The 23,234-nt window shown below is 65.8% G+C and carries 27 protein-coding genes; 13 read left to right on the plus strand and 14 right to left on the minus strand.

Translation table 11 applies throughout. The features are described 5' to 3' along the window. Window positions 1–109: 109 nt before the first annotated feature. Window positions 110–334: a glycine zipper 2TM domain-containing protein gene (locus ACCD07_RS17590; RefSeq protein ID WP_176653627.1), complete on the minus strand. Its 225-nt coding sequence runs from the start codon at window positions 332–334 to the stop codon at window positions 110–112. 112 nt (window positions 335–446) lie between these two features. Continuing rightward, complete coding sequence (locus ACCD07_RS17595) at window positions 447–2,501, minus strand: AsmA family protein (RefSeq protein ID WP_413448106.1); 2,055 nt, start codon at window positions 2,499–2,501, stop codon at window positions 447–449. 152 nt (window positions 2,502–2,653) lie between these two features. On the opposite strand from ACCD07_RS17595, the gene ACCD07_RS17600 reads away from it, so the two are divergent. The 7 genes from ACCD07_RS17600 to ACCD07_RS17630 all read left to right on the plus strand — a co-directional run bounded on the left by ACCD07_RS17600 (window position 2,654) and on the right by ACCD07_RS17630 (window position 6,889). Next, the gene (locus ACCD07_RS17600) at window positions 2,654–3,046 is read left to right on the plus strand and encodes a DUF4398 domain-containing protein (RefSeq protein ID WP_176653629.1); all 393 of its coding nucleotides are present in this window, start codon (window positions 2,654–2,656) and stop codon (window positions 3,044–3,046) included. A gap of 10 nt (window positions 3,047–3,056) precedes the next feature. Next, window positions 3,057–3,986: an OmpA family protein gene (locus tag ACCD07_RS17605; protein ID WP_176653630.1), complete on the plus strand. Its 930-nt coding sequence runs from the start codon at window positions 3,057–3,059 to the stop codon at window positions 3,984–3,986. Between the two features lie 23 nt (window positions 3,987–4,009). Next, a complete protein-coding gene (locus ACCD07_RS17610; RefSeq protein ID WP_176653631.1) occupies window positions 4,010–4,546 on the plus strand; it encodes a ferritin-like domain-containing protein in 537 nt (178 codons plus the stop codon). A gap of 61 nt (window positions 4,547–4,607) precedes the next feature. Further along, a complete protein-coding gene (locus ACCD07_RS17615) occupies window positions 4,608–4,910 on the plus strand; it encodes a DUF883 family protein (protein ID WP_008446875.1) in 303 nt (100 codons plus the stop codon). 18 nt (window positions 4,911–4,928) lie between these two features. Next, the gene (locus ACCD07_RS17620; protein ID WP_353404755.1) at window positions 4,929–5,297 is read left to right on the plus strand and encodes a phage holin family protein; all 369 of its coding nucleotides are present in this window, start codon (window positions 4,929–4,931) and stop codon (window positions 5,295–5,297) included. A gap of 12 nt (window positions 5,298–5,309) precedes the next feature. Further along, window positions 5,310–5,681: a hypothetical protein gene (locus ACCD07_RS17625; RefSeq protein WP_176653632.1), complete on the plus strand. Its 372-nt coding sequence runs from the start codon at window positions 5,310–5,312 to the stop codon at window positions 5,679–5,681. Window positions 5,682–5,725: 44 nt separating this feature from the next. Next, window positions 5,726–6,889 (plus strand): patatin-like phospholipase family protein, encoded by a 1,164-nt coding sequence (locus tag ACCD07_RS17630; protein WP_176653633.1) that lies wholly within the window; start codon window positions 5,726–5,728, stop codon window positions 6,887–6,889. A gap of 7 nt (window positions 6,890–6,896) precedes the next feature. Here ACCD07_RS17630 and ACCD07_RS17635 read toward each other — a convergent pair whose 3' ends face one another. The 3 genes from ACCD07_RS17635 to ACCD07_RS17645 form a co-directional block, all read right to left on the minus strand. After that, complete coding sequence (locus ACCD07_RS17635) at window positions 6,897–7,235, minus strand: hypothetical protein (RefSeq protein WP_176653634.1); 339 nt, start codon at window positions 7,233–7,235, stop codon at window positions 6,897–6,899. A gap of 25 nt (window positions 7,236–7,260) precedes the next feature. Beyond that, entirely contained in the window at window positions 7,261–7,413 is a 153-nt protein-coding gene (locus tag ACCD07_RS17640) for a DUF3309 domain-containing protein (RefSeq protein WP_176653635.1), read from the minus strand. A gap of 64 nt (window positions 7,414–7,477) precedes the next feature. Continuing rightward, complete coding sequence (locus ACCD07_RS17645; protein WP_176653636.1) at window positions 7,478–7,930, minus strand: glycine zipper 2TM domain-containing protein; 453 nt, start codon at window positions 7,928–7,930, stop codon at window positions 7,478–7,480. Window positions 7,931–8,157: 227 nt separating this feature from the next. Between ACCD07_RS17645 and ACCD07_RS17650 the strand changes: the two genes are divergently transcribed. Both ACCD07_RS17650 and ACCD07_RS17655 read left to right on the plus strand, forming a co-directional pair. After that, on the plus strand, window positions 8,158–8,469 hold the full coding sequence (locus tag ACCD07_RS17650) for a BON domain-containing protein (protein ID WP_176653637.1): 312 nt from the start codon (window positions 8,158–8,160) through the stop codon (window positions 8,467–8,469). A 69-nt stretch (window positions 8,470–8,538) separates the two neighbouring features. Further along, window positions 8,539–9,690, plus strand: coding sequence for an AI-2E family transporter (locus ACCD07_RS17655; RefSeq protein ID WP_413448107.1), 1,152 nt, complete (start codon window positions 8,539–8,541; stop codon window positions 9,688–9,690). A gap of 19 nt (window positions 9,691–9,709) precedes the next feature. Here the strand turns inward: ACCD07_RS17655 and ACCD07_RS17660 are convergent, their stop codons facing one another. Continuing rightward, on the minus strand, window positions 9,710–10,522 hold the full coding sequence (locus ACCD07_RS17660; protein ID WP_353404743.1) for a substrate-binding periplasmic protein: 813 nt from the start codon (window positions 10,520–10,522) through the stop codon (window positions 9,710–9,712). A 67-nt stretch (window positions 10,523–10,589) separates the two neighbouring features. On the opposite strand from ACCD07_RS17660, the gene ACCD07_RS17665 reads away from it, so the two are divergent. Further along, the gene (locus tag ACCD07_RS17665) at window positions 10,590–11,033 is read left to right on the plus strand and encodes a hypothetical protein (RefSeq protein ID WP_413448108.1); all 444 of its coding nucleotides are present in this window, start codon (window positions 10,590–10,592) and stop codon (window positions 11,031–11,033) included. On the opposite strand, the gene ACCD07_RS17670 is transcribed toward ACCD07_RS17665, so the two are convergent. Next, window positions 11,009–11,857, minus strand: coding sequence for a YihY/virulence factor BrkB family protein (locus ACCD07_RS17670; protein WP_413448109.1), 849 nt, complete (start codon window positions 11,855–11,857; stop codon window positions 11,009–11,011). The genes ACCD07_RS17665 and ACCD07_RS17670 overlap by 25 nt on opposite strands. 46 nt (window positions 11,858–11,903) lie before the next feature. Further along, on the minus strand, window positions 11,904–12,965 hold the full coding sequence (locus tag ACCD07_RS17675) for an OmpA family protein (protein WP_176653641.1): 1,062 nt from the start codon (window positions 12,963–12,965) through the stop codon (window positions 11,904–11,906). Window positions 12,966–13,309: 344 nt separating this feature from the next. Between ACCD07_RS17675 and ACCD07_RS17680 the strand changes: the two genes are divergently transcribed. The 3 genes from ACCD07_RS17680 to ACCD07_RS17690 all read left to right on the plus strand — a co-directional run bounded on the left by ACCD07_RS17680 (window position 13,310) and on the right by ACCD07_RS17690 (window position 16,377). Continuing rightward, window positions 13,310–13,942 (plus strand): winged helix-turn-helix domain-containing protein, encoded by a 633-nt coding sequence (locus ACCD07_RS17680; protein WP_413448110.1) that lies wholly within the window; start codon window positions 13,310–13,312, stop codon window positions 13,940–13,942. Window positions 13,943–14,073: 131 nt separating this feature from the next. Beyond that, window positions 14,074–14,937, plus strand: coding sequence for a zinc-dependent peptidase (locus ACCD07_RS17685; protein ID WP_413448111.1), 864 nt, complete (start codon window positions 14,074–14,076; stop codon window positions 14,935–14,937). A gap of 117 nt (window positions 14,938–15,054) precedes the next feature. Next, window positions 15,055–16,377, plus strand: a complete 1,323-nt coding sequence (locus tag ACCD07_RS17690; RefSeq protein ID WP_413448112.1) for an ATP-binding protein — start codon at window positions 15,055–15,057, stop codon at window positions 16,375–16,377. On the opposite strand, the gene ACCD07_RS17695 is transcribed toward ACCD07_RS17690, so the two are convergent. Genes ACCD07_RS17695 through ACCD07_RS17720 form a run of 6 tightly spaced genes read right to left on the minus strand, consistent with a single transcriptional unit; the run spans window position 16,367 to window position 23,000 of the window. Continuing rightward, window positions 16,367–16,891 (minus strand): response regulator, encoded by a 525-nt coding sequence (locus ACCD07_RS17695; protein ID WP_176653644.1) that lies wholly within the window; start codon window positions 16,889–16,891, stop codon window positions 16,367–16,369. The two genes, ACCD07_RS17690 and ACCD07_RS17695, sit on opposite strands and share 11 nt — an antisense overlap. Continuing rightward, window positions 16,888–18,225 (minus strand): HD domain-containing phosphohydrolase, encoded by a 1,338-nt coding sequence (locus ACCD07_RS17700; RefSeq protein WP_413448113.1) that lies wholly within the window; start codon window positions 18,223–18,225, stop codon window positions 16,888–16,890. Before ACCD07_RS17700 ends, ACCD07_RS17695 begins: the two co-directional genes overlap by 4 nt. Beyond that, the gene (locus tag ACCD07_RS17705) at window positions 18,222–19,703 is read right to left on the minus strand and encodes an ATP-binding protein (protein ID WP_353404746.1); all 1,482 of its coding nucleotides are present in this window, start codon (window positions 19,701–19,703) and stop codon (window positions 18,222–18,224) included. The genes ACCD07_RS17700 and ACCD07_RS17705 overlap by 4 nt, the downstream gene beginning before the upstream one ends. Next, window positions 19,700–20,539: an HDOD domain-containing protein gene (locus tag ACCD07_RS17710; RefSeq protein ID WP_353404748.1), complete on the minus strand. Its 840-nt coding sequence runs from the start codon at window positions 20,537–20,539 to the stop codon at window positions 19,700–19,702. The genes ACCD07_RS17705 and ACCD07_RS17710 overlap by 4 nt, the downstream gene beginning before the upstream one ends. Next, complete coding sequence (locus ACCD07_RS17715; protein ID WP_176653648.1) at window positions 20,536–20,871, minus strand: hypothetical protein; 336 nt, start codon at window positions 20,869–20,871, stop codon at window positions 20,536–20,538. Before ACCD07_RS17715 ends, ACCD07_RS17710 begins: the two co-directional genes overlap by 4 nt. Beyond that, the gene (locus ACCD07_RS17720; protein WP_413448114.1) at window positions 20,868–23,000 is read right to left on the minus strand and encodes an EAL domain-containing protein; all 2,133 of its coding nucleotides are present in this window, start codon (window positions 22,998–23,000) and stop codon (window positions 20,868–20,870) included. Before ACCD07_RS17720 ends, ACCD07_RS17715 begins: the two co-directional genes overlap by 4 nt. Window positions 23,001–23,234 lie beyond the last annotated feature (234 nt).

Consider the following 23,234-nt stretch of genomic DNA (forward strand, 5'->3'; position numbering starts at 1 on the left):
CGCGGGCCCGCCCACGTGAAAAACACACAGTTCCACACCACCCCACCCGAACCACCCCCAACGGTAGAGCTCGTGTCCAATTGTCAGATCTGACCCCGGATTTAAGGATTTAACGTGGTGGCTTGCTGACCTGGTTGCCGATCACGCCGCCCACTGCAGCGCCGCCGACGGTGCCCACTGCGCTGCCGCCGGTCAGTACCGAGCCCGCCACTGCGCCAACGCCGGCGCCGACCGCCGTGCTCTTGTCCTGATTCGACATGCCTGCGCAAGCGCTCAGGCCCAGGGTGGCCGCCAGGATGGCGGCGGTCGATGCGATGTGCTTGATGTTCTTCATGATGTTCTCCTCACTAGCTGATTAAGGCGCGGCAGGTAGCGCCTGCACCAATGTGGCCAGATTACGGAAGAAGCCGGAGACGATCCGTACGACAACGCACACAGAGCGGAAGTTAATTTTTCACCTTGCCTGACGGTTTTTGCCGCAGCGTCTGGCCCGGCGGCGGCGCCACCGGCTTGCCCCCTTGCCGGGCCAGCAGCGCTTCGCAGCCGGTGGTCTCGCCCGGTCCGGCATTGACCAGCGGCAGGATGGCCGCCACCGGCGCCATCACCGCCAGCGCCAGCGCGCCGCCGGCGCGCAAGGCCAGCACGCCCTTGTCGACGCTGACGTCGGGATCCTTGAAGGTGCCGCGCACATAGATCGGCGCGCGCAGCGAGATCACGCGCAGACCCTTGGCGTCCGGGCGCAGCGTCAAGTCCATCTTCTCGTTGTCGAGGTTGACGGTGCCGGCGACGCTGATGGTGGCGTCCGAGGTGTCGACCACGAACAGGCGCGACCGCATCAGGCCGTTGGTCACGCTGAAATCGGTGACCATGCAATTGAGCTTGACCTGCTTGTCGCCGATGACCTTGGTCAGCACCACGTTGCCGATGTTCAGGCCCATTTCCTCCAGCAGCAGCTTGCTGACGCTGCCTTCGTTGATCACGCCCTTGAGCTCGCCGTTGGACGAGCCCAGCAGCCCGGCCACGGAATTGCCGGTGGCCGACAGCGACAGGTCGGCATTGACTTCGCCCACCGTGGCCTGCATCTCTTCGATGCGGGGGAACAGCTGCTTGAGCTTGAGCTTGCGCGCGCTGGCCTTGAGCTCGGCGCGGATGGCGTCCGGATTGAGCCTGCCGCTGCCGTCGAGCTTGATGTTGGAGGTGAAGCGGCCGCCGGCGACATCGAAGTTCATCGGCGTCAGCGACAGCACGCCGTCCTTCATGTGGATCATCGTGTCCAGGTTGGCGATCGGCAGGTCCTTGTCGCGCGTGATGCGCTGGGCCTTGAAGCCGACGTCGGCGTCGAGCGCGGTCCAGCGTTCGGTGCGGAACTTCTCCACCGGCAGCACCCGGTTGCCCGGCTGCACCGCTTCGACGCCGCGCGCCTGCTTGCTGGCGTTGGAATCGGCGCCGATCAGCGGGCCGAGGTCGGAAAACTGCAGCAGCTTCGATTGCACGGCGCCCGTCAACAGCGGGCGCGGCTGGCCGGTCTTGAAGTCCAGCCTGCCCTCGATGTCGGAGTTGCCGACGCGGCCGGTGAAGCGGTCGTACAGCCAGTGGCTGGCGTGGGCGCCGAGGTTGCCGGTCAGGTGGCCCTCGGTGGCGAACGGCGGGGTTTCCGGCAGCAGCACGCCGGTCAGGCCGTACAGGCGCGCCATGCTGGGGCCGGAGATCTTGAGCCGCATGTCGATCGCGGCCAGCGCGGACGGCTTGGTCAGCGTGCCTTCGACGGCGATGCTGGTGCCGCCGACGTTGAGGTTGGCCGCCAGCGGGTAGGGCACGGACTGCTGCCGCAGCGACAGCACCGCGCCGGCCTTGCCGCCGCCGCTGATGTTCTGGCCGTTCCATTTGCCGCGCACCTTCCACGACACGCCGTAGGTCGGATCGGCGTTGATGGTGTCGACCTCGGCGACGGCGTCGACGTGGGTCTTGGCGTCGATGTAGTGCACCGTGCCCTTGGTGAACACCACGCGCTGCAAATCCAGTTGCCACGGCGACGGCTTGTCGGCCGGCTTGAAGGTCCAGTTGTTCTTGCCATCGGCGTCGCGCTGCAGCAGCACCACCGGCTGGTCGAAGCGCAGCACCGGGATCGAGATCCGGTGCTGCAGCAACGGCAGCAGTTCGATGAAGAAGGCGAAGCGGCCGACGCCGGCCATTTCCGCCGGCGCCCGCATGCCGGCCGGATTGCCGATGTGCACGTCCTGCGCCACCAGGTGCGGCAGCGGCAGGTAGTCGCTCCAGCTGCGGTCGGCATCGCCGCGACCCTGGCTTTGCCATGTCAGCGCCAGGTCGCCGCGGATGGCGAACGGACGGTCGATGGCTTCGCCGATCTTGTCGTTGAGCCAGGGGCGCGCCCGGTTCCAGTCGTAGTTCATCAACACGATGACGGCGACGACGGGAACGGCGACCAGCACGCCGGCGGCGGCAAGGGCGATACGGGTACGGCGGAGGCGTGGCGGTGTCATGTGAATGTCTGGTGGGCGCTGAATCCTCGATTGTACGCTGCGGTACCAAGTACGGGGAGCAGCGCACGTTCAATGTGCGGCACCGTACTGAAGGCCGCTAGGCATGAGCTTATAACATCATCCTACCGAATGAATTTTTGAGGAGAACAATAATGAGTACTATCATCCATCACCGCCTTGCCATCTTGTGCACCATTGCCGCGGTACTGGGCCTGAGCGCCTGCGCCAGCGAGAAAACCCCCGCCACCGCCGACGTCGCGGTATCGCGCGCCGCCGTGGCCAATGCCACCAGCGCCGGCGCCGCCGACCTGGCCCCGGCCGAAATGCAATCGGCCCGCGAAAAACTGATGCGCGCCAACCAGGCGCTGGCCGCCAAGGATTACAAGACGGCGCAGGACCTGGCCACGCAGGCCTCGGCCGACGCGCAGCTGGCGCAGAGCAAGGCCAATTCCGCCAAGGCCACCAGCGCCGCCGACGAGCTGCAGCAAAGCATCCGCACCCTGCGCGAGGAACTGAACCGCGCCGGCACCACCACCCAACAATAAGGAGCACGTCATGAATACACTGCGCATGAAACAACTGTACGCCGTCCCCACCGTGTTCGCGATGGCGATCATGTTCTCCGCCTGCAGCACCACGCCCACCACCACCAGCCTGCTCGACCAAACCCGCGGCGACTTCATGGCCGCGCAAAGCAATCCGTCGGTGGCCGCCAACGCGCCGCTGGAGTTCAAGGCCGCGACCGACGCGCTGGACCGCGCCAACGCCGCCGCCGCGAAGAAGGAGAGCCTGGACGAGATCGACAAGCTGGCCTATATCGCCAAACAGAAGATCGCCACCGCGCGCGAAGTCGCGAAACAGAAACAGGCCGAGGCTGAGGTGGCCAACTCGGGCCGCCAGCGCGACGAGATCCGCCTGGAAGCGCGCACCGCCGAAGCCAACACGGCCAAGATGCAGGCCAATGAAGCCACCTCGGCCGCCAACCAGGCCAAGGCTGAAGCCGACGCCGCCCGCATGCAGGCCGACGCCGCATCCAACAGCGCGCGCGACGAGCAAGCCAAGAACGCCGCGCTGCAGCAGCAGCTGGCCGATCTGCAGGCCAAGCAAACCGACCGCGGCCTGGTCATCACGCTGAGCGACGTGCTGTTCAACGTCGACCGCGCCGAGCTGAGCGCCGAAGGCATGCGCACCGCGCAGAAAATGGCCGACGTGCTGCTGCAGGAACCTCAGAGCGCCGTGCTGATCGAAGGGTTTACCGACAGCACCGGCACCTCGTCGCACAACCTGGAGTTGTCGCAGCGCCGCGCCGAATCGGTGCGTAACGCGCTGATCGGCCTGGGCGTCAAGGCCGACAAGATCGCCACTCGCGGCTACGGCGAAGCCTATCCGGTCGCCAGCAATGCCGACGCCGGCAGCCGCCAGCTGAACCGCCGGGTCGAGATCGTGCTGTCGCAAAACGGCGCGCCGATCGCCAACCGCCACTAATTTCTCACCAAGGAAGGACTATCATGGCTGAATCCAATCCCACCACAGCGGCAGGCATCGATACCGAAGCCATCCGCGCGGCCGCCCGCAACCTGCAGGACGGCCCGGTCACGGCCGGCTACCAGGGCGACCGCAGCGCCGTCATCAAGATGCTCAACGACGCGCTGGCGACCGAGCTGGTGTGCGTCCTGCGCTACAAGCGCCACTACTACACGGTCAGCGGCAAGTCCAACGGCTCGGCCAAGGCCGAGTTCCTGGAGCACGCTACCCAGGAACAGGAACACGCGGACTGGCTGGCTGAGCGTATCATTCAGTTGAACGGCCAGCCTGATTTCAATCCGGCAACATTGCTCGCACGTAGCCATGCCGAGTATGATGCATCTGACGACGTTCAATCGATGGTCAAGGCCAATCTGATCGCCGAGCGGGTCGCCATCGAGTCCTACCGGCAGATGGTGGAACGGATAGGCGACACGGACCCGACGACGCGTCACTTGTTGATCAAGATCATGGCCGTCGAAGAAGAGCACGCGGACGATATGCGCGATTTGCTGGATTAAGGCATATTCGTGATTTTGCTGTACAGTTTTCACTTCACACAACCATAACAGGAGCCTCATCATGCTGGAACAAAACATCAGTACCGTGAACAACGACGTGAAAACTCTGGTTAAAGATGCGCAAGCATTGTTTACCGCCGCCACCGCCCTGACCGGCGAAAAGGCCGAAGAACTGCGCGGCCGCGGCATGCGGGCGCTGGACACGGCACTGGCCAAGGCCCATGAAGCGCAGCAAAGCGCCGTGGCCGCCAGCAAGGAAATGGCCAAGCAGGCCGACGTGTATGTCAAGGAAAACCCATGGCGTTCGATCGCCGCCGCAGCCGGCGTCGGCCTGCTGATCGGTGTGATCATCGGCCGCAAGTAATTCATCGTGTCCGATGAGATGAACCGCCCGCCGGGGCTGATCGCGTCGCTGGGCAACATCTGCCGCAACAGCCTCGGCCTGCTTTTGACGCGGCTGGAGCTGGCCGCGCTGGAACTGGGGGAGGTGCGCAATCACCTGCTGCGGCTGGTGCTGGCGTTCGCGCTGGCCGTCGTGGCCTGCTGCTTCGCGCTGGCCTGGGGCTCGGTGACCGTCGCCTACCTGGCCTGGCAATCGATCGGCTGGACCATCCTGCCGATCCTGACCGGCGTGTTCCTGCTGATCGCCATCGGCCTGGTGGTGTATGCGCGCGGCGTGATCCGCAGTGGCAAGCTGGCGATGCCGGCAACCATGGCGGAACTCAAGTCCGACCGCGACATGCTGTTGTAACCGGGAGAGCAGATGAGCAAAGAAGCGGAACTGGCGGAGTTCAATGCCGAGAAGCAGCGGCTGATACGCGAAGGCGAGCTGTATCGGATCAAGGTGGTGCACGCGAAGGCGCTGGTCGGTAACGCGCTGCAGCCCGATGCGATGTTCCACGGCGCGGTCGAGCATGCGCTGGGCATGGCCCAGGCGCGCCTGGGCGGCCTGCTGCAGCCGGGCGGGCTGAAGGGCATCAACGTCAAGACCTTGATGCCGTATGCGCTGACCCTGGGTTCGTTTATCGCCCGCAAGCGCCTGGTCAAGCCGGCGCTGGGCATCGCGCTGGCGGCCGGCGTGGGCGTGGCCTGGCTGCTGCGGCGCAAACCCGCGCCGGAGCAGGAACCGGATTAATCCCAAACGCCGCCGATGCGGCGTTTTTTTATTGGAGTAGGCTGATGAGTGGCAAAGTTCCCGAATTGAATCCCGCAGGCTTGCGGGTCGTGCTGGTGCTGCAGGGCGGTGGTGCGCTGGGCGCCTATCAGGCCGGCGTGTTCCAGGCGATGCACGAACATGGGCTGGCGCCGGACTGGATCGTCGGCACCTCGATCGGCGCCATCAATGCCGCCATCCTGGCCGGCAATCCGCACGAAACGCGGCTGGCCAGGCTGAAGGAATTCTGGGAGGGCATCGCCCACCGCGACAGCTACGATATGCGGCAGTTGCCGGACGCGCAGCGCCGCTCCAACATCCTGCTGCAAACCTGGGATACGCTGCTGCGCGGCGTGCCGGGCTTCTTCCGGCCACGCCTGATGAGCCCGTTCGCGGCGGGCATGGCGGTCGATCCCGAGCAAGCCAGTTTTTACAGCACGGACGAGCTGGGCGACACGCTGAACCGGCTGATCGATTTCGATTACCTGAACGGGCCGGGCGGCATCCGCCTGACCATCAACGCGCTCAAGGTCACCTGCGGCAGCCTGCGCAGCTTCGACAACCGCCAGCTGAACATCAATGCCGATCACGTCCGCGCCAGCGGCGCGCTGCCGCCGGGCTTTCCACCGGTGCGCATCGACGGCGACCTGTACTGGGACGGCGGCCTGTATTCGAACACGCCGCTGGAAACCGTGCTGGACGATAACGAGCACGTCGACACGCTGTGCTTCATGGTCGACCTGTGGAACGCCGACGGCGAGGAACCGACCACGCTGGACGAGGTGCAGACGCGGCAGAAAGACGTGACCTTCGCCTCGCGTTCCAAGCGCCACCTGGACGACTACGTGGCCACCCACAATCTGCAGCAAAAGCTGCGCGAACTGTACCTGCAGCTGCCGGAGCAGGCGCGCACGCAGAAGGGCGCGGAAGACCTGGCCCAGCTGGGCGTCGGCAGCACGCTGCACGTGGTGCGGCTGGCCTACGCGGGCCGCGACTGGAACATGGCGGCCAAGGACATCAATTTCTCCAAGGGTTCGATTGAATGGCGCTGGGACCAGGGCTACCAGGACGCGCTGCGCGCGCTGAAGGCGGCGGGCTGGCTGAGCTTTGTGACGGAAGATACGCCGCTGGTCGTGCACGAACTGCCGCCTGCGCGGAGCAACGTGCACGACCAGGAGCGGGCCGCCTAGGCGGCTGCTATTGCTGGTGATTCTCCGCGCGGATTTGCGCGGCGTTCGCCATGTCCTGCTTGTAGGTCGAGCGGGCGTCCTTCAGGCAGTCATTGCGTTCGCTGGCGGGGCCTTTTTTGCAGGCGACATTCGCCTCGGCAAACGCGGCCGCGATTTCCTTGCGCAAGGTGCGCATCTGTGCGGTGACGCTGGCGTCGTCCTGGTACCAGCGGGCGGGGTCGCCCTTGGCCATTTCCTGCTTCTGCAGCTGGATGTTTTCCGGCGGCGTGGTCTTGCTTTGCGCCTGTGCCAGCATCGCGGCACAGGCCATCATCACGCCAACGACGGTGCGGTGGAAGTGAGTCATGATGGTTCTCCGGTTGAGTTGTCTCTTACAGCCGGCCGGTCAGCAGCATGATCAGCAGGATCACGACGATCAGGCCGGTGATGCCGCTGGGCGCATAGCCCCAGTTGCGGCTGTGCGGCCAGGCCGGCAGCGCGCCGATCAAGGCCAGGACCAGAATAATCAGAATGATGGTACCCATGTTGTATTCCCCTTTTTGAGTTTTTTAAAAAAAGTGCTGGTCCTATGCACCTGACTTGCTGCGATTAATAACGATACAGTCGGCCGTCGACCAGGCGTACGCGGTTGCCCACGCGCAGGTCGTAGACACTGTCCTGGTTGATGATGCGGTAGTCGCCGTTGTCCATGCGCACGCTGATCTGGTACTGCTCGTGCGGCTGGTTGCGGCCTTCTTCCACCTTGTTGCCGACCACGGCGCCGCCGACTGCGCCGGCCACGGTGGCGGCGGTGCGGCCGCTGCCCGAGCCCACCTGGTTGCCCAGCAGGGCGCCGACCAGGCCGCCTGTGACGGCGCCCGCGCCGCTGGTGCCGGATTTGGCTTGTACTACCTGGATCGAATCGATGGTGCCGTAGGTGGTGTTGTCAGCCTGGCTGGGGTAATAGCCCTGCGAGGCGGGTGCCTGGCTGGTGCTGGCGCAGCCGCTGAGGACCGCTGTGCCGGCGATCACCAGTGCTGCCAAGGTCGTTGAGTGTTTCATATTGTCCTCCCGAAAAAGTGTAAGTTCAGAATAGACAGCGTGCTTTGGAGGGTCTGTGCGCTTACGCACCAAGCGCGATGTGCCACGCTGTTGTGATTTTATTTGTGTGTACGGTACCGTACAGATGTCACTGGGGAAGGCGCGTAAAACGTCTACATCGGTAGCAGAAACCTCGCAGTACTGCTGGCTGACAAACTCACTGTTTAATCACTCCAAGGAGAATCGCCATGAAAATCGCACATAAAATCGCTACTGCCCTGTTCACCGTATCGCTGCTGGCCACGGCCGGTTGCGCATCGACCTCCACCAAGGAAGGCACCGGCGAATATGTCGACGATTCCGTCATCACCACCAAAGTCAAAGCCAGCATCTTCAACGAGCCTACCCTGAAATCGACCGAGATCAACGTCGAGACCTTCAAGGGCACGGTCCAGCTGAGCGGCTTCGTGGCCCAGCCTGAAGACATCGCCAAGGCGGCCGAAGTCGCCCGCGGCGTCAAAGGCGTGACCGCTGTCAAGAACGACCTCCACGTCAAGTAAGCAGTACCTGCCGGCGCGCCATGCCCGATCTGTCGGGCGTGCCGCGCCGGAAGTTTTTTGTGAGCCATCATGAGCCAGCAGCCAGTCGACCTTCCGATCAACGCAGTGGCCGCCGATGGCGACACCACCCGCATTCCCCTGCATGTCCACGCCCGCGGCCTCGCGCTCGGCGTCATCGCCACCGTGGCGTTTCTCTATGCGCTGCAATGGTCGCGCGATTTTCTCGTCCCCCTGTTACTCGGCATCCTGATCACCTACATGCTCAGCCCACTGGTGTGCTGGCTGGAGCGCATCCGCATCCCGCGCATCGTCGGCGCCACGCTGGTCACCGGCGCCATCCTGTTCGGCTCGGCGGTCATCATCGACAAGGTGCAGGGCGAATTCCAATCCATCGTCGAAGAACTGCCGAGCGCCAGCCACAAGCTGTCGAAGCTGCTGTCTGACCGCATGCACAACGGCCCCAGCGCCATACAGCGCATCCAGGCCGTCGCCACCGAACTGCAGCAAGCCACCTCCGGCGCCCAGGACCGCCGCGCCGCGCGCAGGGCCGCGCCGGCTTCCGACAGCGGCACCCTGCCGGTCATGGACTGGATCTGGGCCGGCTCGCTGGGCGCGCTGGGCTTTCTCAGCCAGGCGACGATGGTGATCTTCCTGGTGTTCTTCCTGCTGCTGTCGGGCGACACCTTCAAGCGCAAGCTGGTCAAGCTGACCGGGCCGTCGCTGAGCAAGAAGAAAATCACCGTGCACATCCTCGACGACATCAACTCGTCGATCCAGAAATACATGCTGATGCTGCTGGTCACCAACGGCCTGCTGGCCTTGCTGATGTGGGGCGCCCTGCGCTGGATCGGCCTGGAGAATGCCGGCGCCTGGGCCATCGTCGCCGGGCTGCTGCATGTGATGCCTTACTTCGGCCCCTTGCTGATCATGCTGGCGACCGGCATCGTCGCCTTGCTGCAGTTTGAATCGCTGCAGATGAGCCTGCTGGTGATGGGCACGTCGCTGGCGATCGCCACCTTGGTCGGCACCGTGGTGGCGACCTGGATGACGGGCCGCTTCGCCCGCATGAACGCGGCCGCCGTGTTCGTCAGCCTGCTGTTCTGGGGCTGGCTGTGGGGCGTCGCTGGCCTGCTGCTGGGCGTGCCGCTGATCGTCATCGTCAAGGTGGTGGCCGAGCGGGTCGAGGGCATGGAAGTGGTGGCCGAGCTGCTGGGCGAGTGAGGCTGTCCCGCGCCCCGCGCTAGCGCGGCCTTCTGCTGGCGGCCACCACGTTGGCCGGATAGTAGCGGCGGTACTCGGCCCACACCGCGTCGGTCTTGAAGCTTTCGCGCAGCTGGGCCGCCAGGTAGCGCTGGTCCTGCGGCGACAGCGACCTGGTCGAGATATAGGCGCCGCTGTAGCCCCACGGCAGCTCGGGCATTTCCTCGATGCGCAGGCGCTCCAGCAGATGCTGCACCCGCCGGTCTTCCTTCATCTCGTACGCCAGGCTCATCGGCGTGAGGATGGTCACGTCGGCGATGCCCTTGTCCAGCAGCCGCGCCACCTGCAGCGGATCGGTCTCGTAAAAGAGCCGGCCTTGCCGCTCCAGCTCGGCCACCGCGGCGCGATACTCGTCGCCGTAGTCGTTGCCGCGCACCACCGCCACGCGCAGTTCCCGCCGCTGCAGCAAGGCCTTCAGGTCGGCCACGGCCGGCCGTTTGGCGTCGACCGACAGCAGCATCGCGCGCGCGCCGACCAGCGGCACGAACTCGCCGAAGCGGTCGCGGTGCGCGGTGCCCATGGCGGGCAGCATCAGGTCCGCCGTTCCCATTTCAAACATCGCCTCCAGACGCGCCTGTGGCACCGCCGTCATCTTCAGCTGGCATCCGGTGCGGGCGCTGATTTTGCGCAGCACCTCGGGATAGATGCCGCTGAGTTTGTCTTCATTGACGATCACGCTGATGCCGACCGGCGCCAGCGGCACGATGATGGGACGGCTGCATCCGGCCTGAACCTGCGTGGGGCACAAGCTCAGCGCCAGGCCGGCGGCGAACGCGCGTATCGGTTTCGACATATTGTTGCGGAGTTTGGTATCAATACTTTTAATATAACATGTGGGGATCGCATCATGAGGAAGGGCCATGAGGATAGACATATTGAGGCACGTGGCGGCCGGGCTGCTGGGTTCGTTCATCAGCCGCAATAACGACGTCGGCGGGTATTGGGCGCTGGGCGTGCTCTGCGCCGAAGCGGGACCGCGTGCCGTCGAGCTGCGCCTGACCGAACGCCTGGCCACGCCGCCGGCGCCGGCCTGCATGGCCGTGGCCGCCACCTATGCGGGCTTTCTGCGGCGCGCCATGCTGAAGCACGGCATCGATGCCGACGACCTGGCGCGCGCCACGGTCGATATCGCCTTTGGCGTCACGCCGGACGTTGCCATTTACCGTCACGCGGCCGGCGCGCCGTTCTGCTGCACGGTCACGCTCGCGTCGCGCTGCGGCAAGACAGCCACCGTGCGCGCCTATGGCCATTGCCGGCCGCACGATCCGTCGCTGGAATCTCAGCGGCGCAAGCTGCCCAGCTGAAGCGCGTACTGGCGCGCGAATTCGGCGCCGAGGAAGAAGATCTGCGCCGAGTAGTAGACCCACAGCAGCAGCGCGATCATCGAGCCGGCGGCGCCGAAGCTGCTGGTGACGCCGCTGTTGCCGATGTAGGCGCCGATCAGGTACTTGCCCAGGCTGAACAGCGCCGCCGTGCCCATCGCGCCTATGGTCACGTCGTGCCACGACAGCTTGATGCGCGGCAGCAGCTTGAAGATGGCGCCGAACAGCGCCGAGATGACGATGAAGCCGATGACGTAATTCAGCGCCGACAGCACCATGCCGGCGTCGCCCCAGTGGCTGCCCCAGAACTTTTCCAGCAAGGTCAGCAACGCGCTGACCACCAGCGACACCATCAGCAGGAAGGCCAGCACCAGGATCATGCCGAACGACAGCAAGCGGGTGCGGATCACGTCCCAGGCGGTGCCGCGCGTCAGCGGAGGGACTTGCCAGATGGCGTCGAGGCTGGCCTTGAGCTCGGCAAACACGCTGGTGGCGCCGAACAGCAGCAGGGCGCCGGCAATCATGGTCGCCAGCCGGCCTTCCTCCTTGTTGCGGGCGCCGGCCAACACCAGCTGGATCGCTTCCGCGCCTTGCGCGCCGACCAGGCCGCGCAGTTCGGCGAACAGTTGTCCCTGCGCCGCCTGCGGGCCGTAGAACCAGCCGGCGATGGCCAACACCAGCACCAGGATGGGCGCCAGCGAAAACAGCGTGTAAAACGCCAACGCCGCGCCCATGCTGCTGGCGCGGTGTTCAAACCATTCGGACACGGTACAGCTCAGTACCGAGACGATGTTTTTATTTTGCATAAAAAAAAAGCCCCGCCAGGTTAGTGGCGGGGCTGGTGCGCAAAGCTTATTGCACGCGGCGTTCGATGGTGATCTGCTCAACCTCGACGCGACGGTTAGGTTCCAGGCACTTGATCAGGTCCGCACGTTTCATTTTCTTATCGTTGCACTGAACGATAGGATTGGCTTCGCCCTTGCCCACCGCGTTCAGGCGGTTGGCTGCAATGCCTTTGCCGACCAGGTAGTCCTTGACCGCGTTGGCGCGGCGTTCGGACAGTTTCTGGTTGTACTTGTCGCTGCCCAGACGGTCGGCGTAGCCGGTGATGACCACGTTGTCGATGCTGCTGTTGGTGCTCAGCACGTTGGCGATGTCGTCCAGCTTGGGCTGGTTCGGATTCAGCTTGGCGCTGTCAAAGCCGAACAGCTCGGTGGCCGACATCGTCACTTTTTCAAAGCGTGCCGGTGGTGGCGGTGGTGGCGGCGGGGTCACGGGCGCCGGTGGCGGCGGCTCGACCGCTGGCGGTGGTGCCGGTGGCGGAGGTGGCGCCGCGTGCGGCGGCGCGTTGAACGCGATGTTCAGGCCAACGGTTGCATAGTAGTTATTGCTCTTGCTGTTAGGGAAGTCGTTGCCACGGATGAAGCCGTGCACGTTGCGGATGTCGGCCTGGAAGGCGACGCGCTCGTTGATGTCGGCCTGGAAGCCGAAGCCGGCGCTCAGGTACGGCGAGGTCTTGGTGTGTTCAATGCCATTGACCACGGCGTAATTGATCAGGTTGGCCTTGTCGCGCTCGGCGCCGATACCGACCAGGATGAATGGACGGAAGGTTTTACGCGAGAACATGTACAGACCGTCGACGCCCAGCGTGTTCTGCTGGTAGCGCTGGCCGTTTTCACGGGAACGGGCATAGGTCGTGCCGGCCTGGACGTCCCAGAATTCATTGATGGCCTTGCCGAATTTGAGGCCGGCGCCGTAGCCGCGCTTGTCCACGCCGAAGTCCGAGTCGGGCTTCATGGCGTTGATGCTGGGCTGGATATACCACGATGGGTTGATGACCGCATCCTGAGCCAGGGCGGAGAACGACGCGCAGAGGGCTGCGGCGGCGATGGCGATGTTCTTAGATTTATTCACAGGTTAGCTCCCGATTGTTGATAGGTGTTTCGTTGCCAGCAATGTTGTAGCACCGCTGTTGGACCGAAGAGTAGGGGAGATCGTGCCCGCGCACTGTACGTTAGCGCACCAAAGCTTGTGCTGTATCAAATTTGTCACACTCGTTGAAACTTGGTGAAACTTACTTCCCCGCCACTTGTCTCACCTTTAATGCAAAGTTCTGCCACTAATGTTCGTTGCCGCACAGACTGGTGCGCTGCGAAAAGGCATTCTTGAGCCCAGATGCAGAGACTGTAGCGACTTCAACCGCGCCACGTCATCCGCTGCCACTAATCTCGGCAATTGTTGTTATAAGGAGTGTTCAAATGCATGCAGTTAGACAACCTCAACATCTGGTTCAGAACGAGATGAAAGCCTCGTCGGACATGCAGGCCACCACCGCCAAGCTGATGCTGGTGGAGCGCCCGGCGCCTGCGCCTCTGGACCGGAAGCCTGCGCTGTCGATGGCTTCTATCGAGCGCGTACGCTCGACCTCGGCCACTCTGCGCCGCATCGAAAACATGCAAAAACTGATAGGCGAACTGCAGCTGCATGAAATGCTGGCTGACGAAATCGCCTGGTTCCTCAAGTTTTCCCCGTCCGGCGCCCGCAAATACATCCGCGACCTGCGCGAAGCCGGCGTGATCGAGCTGGCCCGCTACGTCGAAGGCACCGCCACCTACCTGGGCAAGGCGGTCTACCAGCTGACCCCCGACCCGGACCGCGTGCGCGCCTTCCTGGCCGCCATCGTCCAGCCCAAGCGCGAAGGCGCGCCGCCGCGCAAGGAGCGTCCGGGCCTGCGCGAACAGGCGATGGCCGGCAGCGGCCGCCACTTCCACATCCTGGCCGACGACACCCATTATGCGATCCGCGTCAACCGCGGCCCGGTGATGCGCGATCCGCTGGTGGCCGCGCTGTTCGGCTCGGCACCATCGCAGCAGAAGGAAGAGCAGGCCTGAGCGTTTCCGTCGGTCCGGTAGTACGGGTAGTATGATGATAAACAGCCGGCCATGCCCGGCTGTTTGCATATTGAAATGTTCATAAGGCACCCCACCTAGCCTGCACTGGACATCATACGGACTCGCCGCACATGGAAGCTTTGATCTGGATCGGCCTGACGGCGCTGGGTATCGCGCTGCCTTTCTACTACCCACGCTGGCGCCTGCGGCGCATCCTGGCCCGGCCCCTGCCGGCCGAGGCGCAGGCGGTGCTGTCGCGCAGCATTCCCGCCTATCGCCGCATGGCGCCCGAGCTGCAGCAGCAGCTGCAGCGGCTGGTCGTGCAATTCCTGCATCAAAAGAAGTTCGTCGGCTGCGAAGGGCTGGAGGTGACCGATGAAATGGCCGTCACCATCGCCGGCCAGGCCTGCCTGCTGCTGCTGAACCGGCCCAGCAAGGTGTATCCGGCGCTGCACACCATCCTGGTCTACCCGGGCGCCTTCGTGGCGCCGCGCGCCGAGGTCGGGCCGGGCGGCGTGATCACGCCGGCGCACCAGAGCATGCTGGGCGAATCCTGGGACGACGGCCGCGTGGTGCTGTCCTGGGAAGATGTGTCGCACGGCCCCGGCCGCGGCCACAACATCGTGCTGCACGAATTCGCCCATCAGCTCGACAGCGAATCGGGCCGCGCCAACGGCGCCCCCTACCTTGGCAATCCGGGCAGCTACCGCGAGTGGGCGGAGGTACTGTCGCGCGATTTCAACAACCTGCGGCACAACGCCATGTACCGCCAGCACAGCGTGATGGACCACTACGGCGCCACCAATCCGGCCGAATTCTTCGCCGTCGCCACCGAGACTTTCTTTGAAAAGCCCTATCAGATGGCGGCGCACCACGCCGAGCTGTTTGCCGAATTCAAAAAATACTACCGCGTCGACCCGCGCGACTGGATGGAGGCGCCGCCGCCCGAGCCGCTGCCGGCCGCCGTCGACTACGCCTTCGGCGCGCCCTGGTGACGACGGTGGCGCGCGCTTGCACTGGCGGCCACGGAATTCAGGCATAATCGGTAAAGTCGCGAACGCAGCCTCCGCGCTGCGCGCATCCGCGGTGTGCGCCGCAGCGAGGCTATCGATATGCAATTTGAAGAATTCGAATTCTTTTCGTCGGATACGCCGGGCGCGTCCGCGCCACCGCCCGCCGAGGCGGCTTCACCGCTGGTGCGCCTGCAGTATTTGATCGACAATACCCCGGCCATCATCTATTGCACCGTGCCCAGCGGCGACTTCAAGATGACCTTTGTCAGCAACAACGCCTTCCACGTGCTCGGCTACCGGCCCGAGCAGATGACTGCCGATCCGAACTTCTGGTTCGACCATATCCACCCGGATGACGCGCCCAGCATTTTCTCCAGCCTGGCGCTGGTGTTCACCGAGGGCCAGCGCGCCTACGAATACCGCTTCCGCAGCCACGACGGCAGCTACCTGTGGATGCACGACACGCTGCGGCTGATACGCGACGAGCACGGCGCGCCGCTGGAGGTGATCGGCTCGCTGACCGACATCACCGCGCGCAAGCACATGGAGGAGGCGCTGCAGGCCAAGGGCATCGAGCAGCAGCAGCTGATCGGCGAACTGCGCAGCGCGCATGAACAGCTGCTGCAGTCGGAGAAGATGGCCTCGATCGGCCAGCTGGCGGCCGGCATCGCGCACGAGATCAACAATCCGGTCGGCTTCGTCAACTCCAACATGGGTTCGCTGAAGAACTATGTCGTCACCTTGCTGGACGTGATCGACCAGTACGACAAGGCCGCCGCCGGCCAGCCGGCGCTGGCCGCGCAGCTGGCGGCGCTGCGCAAGAAGGCCGACCTGGAATTCCTGCGCGAGGACGTCACCGACCTGGTGCGCGAATCGATGGACGGCCTGAAGCGGGTCAAGGACATCGTCCAGGCGCTGAAGGATTTTTCCCACGTCGGCGAAACCGAGTGGCAGGTGGCCGACCTGCACCACGGCCTGGACAGCACGCTCAACATCGTCAGCAACGAGATCAAGTACAAGGCGCGGGTCGACAAGCAGTACGGCGTGCTGCCGCCGGTGACCTGTCTGGCGTCGCAGCTGAATCAGGTGTTCATGAACCTGCTGGTCAACGCCGCCCATGCGCTGCGCGAGCAGGGTGTCATCACCATCCGTACCGGCACCGCCGCCGGCGAGGGCGGCGAATGGGTCTGGGTCGAGGTCGGCGACAACGGCTGCGGCATCGCGCCGGAAAACCTGAACCGCATCTTCGAGCCTTTCTTCACCACCAAGCCGGTCGGCAGCGGCACCGGACTCGGGCTGTCGCTGTCCTACGGCATCGTCAACCGCCACGGCGGCCGCATCGAGGTCGCCTCGGTGGTCGGGCAGGGCACGCGCTTCACCGTGCACCTGCCGGTGCAGCCGCCCTCGGCCGTCAAAGGATGATGGCGCCGTCGGCGTCGCGCCGCACGTCCAGGATGCCCGGCTCCTCGGCCTCCAGCCGCTGCGCCTCCAGCTCCTGCGGCGTGGGCGCGGCCAGCAGCGCGGCCCGGTGCGCCAGCGCCAGCCGCACCGTCTGCGCCAGTTCCTCGCTCTCCCATGGCTTGGGCACGAAGCGGAACACCTCGGCCTGATTGATGGCCGTCAGCGCGGTGTCGAACGCGGTGGAGGCGGTCAGCATGATGCGCACCGTCGAGGGCGCCACTTCCTTGAGCGTGCGCAGCAGGTCGCCGCCGCTCATTTCCGGCATCGTGAAATCCGAGATCACCAGGTCGAACTCGCAGACGCAGATGCGGTTGAGCGCGTCGAACGGGTTGCCGAAGGCCTCGACCTGCAGCGCGTCGGCGCCGAAGTGCTGGCGCAGCTCGCGCTGCAGCGCGCTCAGCACATTGGGGTCGTCGTCCACCAGCAAGATCTTGCCGACTCCCGCGCTGTTAGCTGTGTTCGTACCCGTATTCATCCCGCCGCCTCCCTGGCGTTGCGCACCCAGATCGACAGGCGGCCGCCGCTTTTGGTCTCAAAGTCCTGCACTTGCTGGATCATGCGCGCGTCCAGCACGTGGTCGGTCGACAGCAGCATCAGGCCGTCGCGGCTGACCAGGTCGCGCGCCAGCACCATGCCCGGCGTCAGCTCGCCCGACAGCACCTCGACCCCGCCCAGGTTCTCGCCGGCGTCGCCGTCCATCACCTGGCGGAACGCGGCCACCACGTGCGGATCGTAGCGCTTGCCGCCGGCATCGAGTATCAGCGACTTGGCCTCTTCCGGCCGCAGGTGGCGCTGCACCATCGCGCCCTGCTGCAGGTTGTAGTAGTCGGCCGCCAGCGCCAGGATGCGCGCGCCCAGCGGGATCTCCAGCCCGGCCAGGCCGTCCGGAAAACCGTTGCCGTCGAAGCGCTCGAGCTGGGCGCGCAGGATGGCGGCGCTGCCGCGCAATTCCTCCAGCGGCATCAGCAGCTCCGCCGCGCGCGCCGGATGCTTGCGGAACAGGCCCAGCGCCTCGCCGTGCAGCATGGTCAGCGGCGTCTGCAGCATGTCGTCCTTGAAGCCGATCTTGCCGATGTCGTGCAGCAGTGCGGCGACGAACAAGTCCTGGCCCTCGCGCGCGTCGAGCTGCAGCTGCACGCCGATGCGGCGCGCCAGGTCGGCCACCAGGCGCGCGTGGCCGGGCTGGTTGTGGGCGCGCAGCTCGATCATGGTCGAGAAGATCTTGATGGTGGTGATGAAGTTTTTCTTGAGCTTGGCGTTGGCGACGATGGTGGCCTCGGCCTCGACCTTGAGCTGGCGCGTGCGCGCCTCGACCTTGGCTTCCAGGCTCTGGTTGAGCGCCTTCAGCTCCTCGTTCTGGCGCAGCGCCAGCGCTTCCAGCCGCTGCTTGTCGAGCTCGAGCTGGCGCCGCTCCAGCGCGTGGCGCACCAGCAGCAGGATGTCGTTGTCGTCCCACGGCTTGGTGATGTAGCGGTAGATCTCGCCGCAGTTGATGGCGTCCTGGATCGACTGGATGTCCGAATAGCCGGTCAGCAGCAGGCGCAGCGTGTCGGGCCAGCGCTCGCGCACCTGGGCCAGGAAGCGGGCGCCGTCCATCACCGGCATGCGCATGTCGGAGATGACCAGGTCGACCTGCTCCTTCTCCAGCACTTCCAGCCCCAGTGCGCCGCTCTCGGCCGTCAGCACGCGGTAGCCGTGGGCGCGGAACAGGCGCCGCAGCGCCGACAGGATGTTCGGTTCGTCGTCCACGCACAGCAGCGTGGCGCCGCTGTTGATCTCGGGCATGGCTTGCAGCGCCGGCTGGTTCATGTCTGCGCCTCCTGGTGGGCCTCGGCGGGCGGGTTGTCGCTGTGGCAAACCGGCAGCAGCACGCGGAAGCGTGTGCCCTGGCCGGGGGTGGTGTCGACCTCGATGCGGCCGCTGTGCTTTTGCACGATACCATAAGCCAGCGACAGCCCCAAGCCCGTGCCCTTGCCGACCGCCTTGGTGGTGAAGAAGGGATCGAAGATGCGCGACAGCGTTTCCGGCGCGATGCCGCTGCCGTTGTCGGCGATGTCGATCCAGACCATGGCGTCGCCCTCGCGGCCGGTGCTGACGGTGATGCGGCCGCGTTCGGGGCCGATGGCGTGGGCGGCGTTGACGATCAGGTTCATCACCACCTGGTTGATCTGCAGCGGCAGGCACTCGATGTCGGGCAGGTCGCCATATTCCTTGACCACGTCGGCCTTGTACTTGACCTCGTTGCTGACGATGTTGAGCGTCGAGTCGATGCCGCGGTGCAGGTCGGTCCAGACCCATTCCTGGTTGGCGTCCACCCGCGAGAAATCCTTCAGGTCCTGGACGATGTGGCGCACCCGCACGATGCCCTCGCGCGATTCGGCCATCAGCGCCGGGATGTCGCCGCGCAGGAAGTCGAGGTCGATTTCGTCGCGCAGCGCGCGCAGCCGCCCGGCGCTGTCGGCCGGCAGCCCGGGCTCGGCCTCGCGATAGGCGTCAAGCATGGCGAACAGCTGTTCCAGGTAGGTGTTGAGCGTGCTGAAGTTGGAAAAGATGTAGCCGATCGGATTGTTGATTTCATGCGCCACGCCGGCCGCCAGCTGGCCGATCGAGGCCAGCTTGTCGGCCTGCACCAGTTGCTGCTGGGCGCGCTGCAGCTGGTCGTTGAGCTCGGTCAGCTCGAGGTTGCGGCGGCGCAGCTCGGCGTCGGCCTCGTGGCGGCGCTGGATGTCCTCCTGCAGCTGGGCGTTCACTTCGGCCAGCTGGGCGGTGCGCCTGGCGACCACGTGCTCGAGGTTGTCGTGCGCCTTGCGCAGCGCGTTCTCTGCCACGCGCCGCTCGGTGACGTCGCGCAGCGTCTCGATGGCGCCGACGATGCGGCCGTCGCCGTCGCGCAGCGGCGCCGCGGTGAACTGCAGCCAGTGGCCGCTGGCGCCGATGTTGGGGAAGAAGTCCTCGGCTTCCCAGGCGCCGGGGATCAGCGTCGAGCGCCGGCACTTGCCCGGATAGTGGTGCTCCAGCTCGTCGAGGCGGCCGGCCACCAGCAGGTCGGCCAGCAGCGGGCGCTGGCGCGGATAGAAGGCCTGCCAGTGGTTGCCGGTGCCTATCATGTCGAGCTTGCTCCAGCCCAGCAGCTGCTCGCAGGCCTTGTTCCAGTGGGTGATCACGTGGCGCGTGTCGATGGCGAAGGTGGGCACCGGGTGGCCGTCGAAAAATTCCGACAGCGCGATGGCGTGGTAGGGGGCGTCGTCGGCGGCTGCGCCGGCGCCGGTCAGGTGGGTCAGGCTCATGGCGTCAACACCTGGCACATGTCGTGGAAGGTCAGTTCGGTCCGCTCGAACACGGTGTACCAGTCGGCCTTGTTCAGCGTCAGCGAGCGCCACAGTTCCAGCGGCAGCGGCGGCACCTGGTCGTCCTCCTGCTCCGACAGGTCGAGCGCATGGGCCAGCACGTTGGCCAGGAAGATCACGGTGGCCGGCGTCGCCGCCGCGCCGGCGGCGTCGGCCTGGTGATGCCCGGCCACGGCGCGCTGTATCGCCAGCGGGAATTTCCAGTGCGCCGCCAGCGCGCTGCCGACGGCCGTGTGGTCGATGCCGAACACCGCCTGCTCGGCCTCGGCCGCCTGGCAGTCGTGCTGCTGGCGGTGCGCGCCGACCTGGCGGTATTCGTCGGGATAGCCGGTGGCCAGCACCAGCGTGCCGAGGTCGTGCAGCAGGCCGGCGGTGAAGGCGGTATCCGGGTTGAGCTTGAAGTAGGGCGCCAGCACGCGGGCGCAGACGGCGGTGCCGATCGAATGGCGCCAGAACGCCTCGAGGTCGAAGCCGGCGTCCTTGCCGGGCGCGAAGCTGGCCGTCACCGAGCACGCCGTCACCAGCGTGCGGATGCTGTGGAAGCCCAGCACCGAGATGGCCTGGTGGATGGTGGTGACCTTGGCCGGCATGCCGTAGAACGAGGAATTGGCCAGCCGCAGCGTCTTGGCCGCCAGACCCTGGTCGAGCGTGATCTTGGAGGCCAGCGCATGGGTGTCGATGTCTTCCTGCTCGACGCTGGCCATCAGCTCGACCACCACCGCCGGCAGCGACGGCAGGTCGCGCACGCGCTTGATGACGTCGTCCACGCCGGTCATGGCTGCTCCCGGCTGCGGTAGTCGGCCAGCAGCTGCATCAGTTCCGGCCTGGCGTCGTCGCCGCCGTGGCGGAACAGCCGCTCCAGGCGCTGCAACTGGCGCTCCCGGTCGCGCTCGCGCGCCGCCGCGTCGGCCGGCGACTCCGCTTCGGCCTCGGCCCATACCACGCAGCGCTCGATGCCGCGGCGGCGCAGCGACGCCAGCGTGGCGTCGGTCAATGCGGCGTCGCGCGGCAGCAGCACGCCGCCGTGGGCGTCGAGCAGCGCCGCCGCCAGCGTCATGCCGGCGGCGGCCTGGTCCAATCCGATTTCGTGGGCGGTAGTGGCGTTCATAAGATCTCCTCGTGACGGCTGAGTGTAATCAGGCTGCCGCGCGACGCCGACTGCTCGCCCATCGGATACATGACCACGGCGTAGCGCTGGCCGTCGATGCGGGCGACGTGGCGACGATAGCGGGCGCCGGCCTGGCTTGCGTCCGGCGGCGGAAACAGTTCCGGCAACACGCTGCTGGCCTCGTTGCCCAGCAGCGCGCCGCTGTGGCGGAACAGCTGCTCGGCGGCGCCGTTGACGAAGGCGATCATGCCGGCGTCGTCGAGACCGATCACCGGCAGCGGCAGGTGCTGCAGCAGCTCGCGCGCGATGCTCAGGCTGATCTCGTCGCGGCTGATCTGGCGCTGCTTTTCATGCAGCAGCTGCTCCATGCGGCGGTTGGCGGCGGCCAGTTCCTGGTTGGCGCTGCGCACCTCGAGGTGCAGCCGCTCGTTGTCGTCGGCGATCTCCTTGAGGTGGAAGGCTTCGGCGATATGGCCGCGCAGCAGCTCGTCCTCCCACGGCTTGGTCAGGAACTTGTAGATCGCGCCCTCGTTGACGGCGTCCGTCACCGACTGCAGCTCCGTGTAGCCGGACAGCATGATGCGTATCGTGTCCGGATACAGCTGCTTGGCCTTGCGCAGGAAGTCGGCGCCCAGCATGCCGGGCATGCGCTGGTCGGAGACGATGACGTCGACCGCGTGCTCGGCCAGCACGGCCAGGCCCTGCGGGCCATCGTTGGCGGTATAGATTTCGTAGTGGTCGGGACGCAGCAGCCGCTTGAGCGCGGCGACGATATTGGCTTCGTCGTCGACCAGCAGCAGGCGGCGCCGGCGCTGCTGCTGTTGGCGCAGCAGGTGCGGCGCCAGCGCATGGCCGGCCGCCAGCAGCGCGCTCACTTCGGCGGCGCTTTGCGGCGGCGCGAACAGATAGCCCTGGATCTGGTCGCACATGTTACGGCGCAGGAATTCGCACTGGCTTTCCGTTTCCACGCCCTCGGCCACGGCGCGCATGCCCAGGTGGTGGGCCATGGCGATCACGGTCTGGCACATGGCGGCGTCGCTGGTGTCGGTGACGACGTGGCGGATGAAGCTGGCGTCGATCTTCAGCGCGTCGAACGGGAAGCGCTTCAGGTTGCTGAGCGAGGAGTGGCCGGTGCCGAAGTCGTCCAGCGTCAGGCTCAGGCCGCGCGACTTGAAGGCGGCCAGCGCGGCGTCGCAGCCGGCGCCGGCCTCGGTCAGCGCGCTTTCGGTGATCTCCAGCGTCAGCGAGGCCGGCGTCAGGCCGTATTCGTCGAGCATGGCGCCGACGGCGGCGCCGTAGCGGGGATCGCGGAAATCGGCCGGGGCCACGTTGATCGCCACCTTCAGCTCGCTCCGGCCGGCGTCGCGCCAGGCGCGCAGGTCGCGGCAGGCGCGCCGCAACACCCACAGGCCGATCTCCGCCGTCAGGCCGGCGTCGTCGGCCATCGGCAGGAAGCGGTGCGCCGTCAGCAGGCCCTGCTCGGGATGCTGCCAGCGCACCAGCGCCTCCAGGCTGGCCACGGCGCCGCTTTGCAGGTCGACCAGCGGCTGGTACAGCAGCAACAGCTCGTCGCGCGCCAGTGCCAGCCGCAGTTCGGCGTCGGCGTGGATGCGGTCGAGCAGGCGCCGGTTCATCTCGGCCGACAGGAACTGGTAGGTGCCGCCGCCGCGCGCCACGGCCAGCTGGTGCGCGTGGCCGGCGCAGCGCCGCAGCGCCTCGGCGTCGGCGCAGTCTTGCGGATACAGGGCGACGCCGATGCTGGCCTTGGCGCGCCGCTCGCCGCCGTCGAACGGCAGCGCCGGCGCCAGCGCCGCCAGCAGGTCTTCACAGCGCAGGCTGACGTCGGCCAGCCGCTCGACGTCGTCGAGGATGACGAAAAATTGCGCCGGCTCCAGCTGGGCCAGCGTGTCGTGCGCGCGCATGTGGGCCTGCAGCCGCTCGGCCACGGCGCCGGACCAGGCGCGATCGTCGTCGGCCGGCGGGCCGTCCTGCTCGATGCCGATGCACAGCAGCGCGACGGCGTTGCCATGGTGCTCGGCGCGGCGCAGCGCCTGTTCGAGGCGGGACAGGAATAGCGCCGCGCCGGCGTCGTGCCGTGCCACCTCGTTCGCTTGCTCTGCTGTCTCCATCTGCGTTCCTATCTTTATGGAAGCTGGCTGTATGCAAAATCCCGATGCGGATCATTATATATGGCGAAGGCGGCCGCACTGGACATGAAGATTAAAATTGTCCGCCCGCAAGGTGCGTAAGCGTACGGAATCAGCCGCCGCCGCGCGGCACACTGGAGCCAACGCCATTGCTGGCACCAAAAGGAGTATCCGATGACTACGATTATTGCAGGCCATTTGCAGTTGCAGGACCAG

It is taken from the genome of Duganella sp. Dugasp56 (assembly GCF_047304105.1).
Taxonomy (GTDB): domain Bacteria; phylum Pseudomonadota; class Gammaproteobacteria; order Burkholderiales; family Burkholderiaceae_D; genus Rugamonas; species Rugamonas hordei.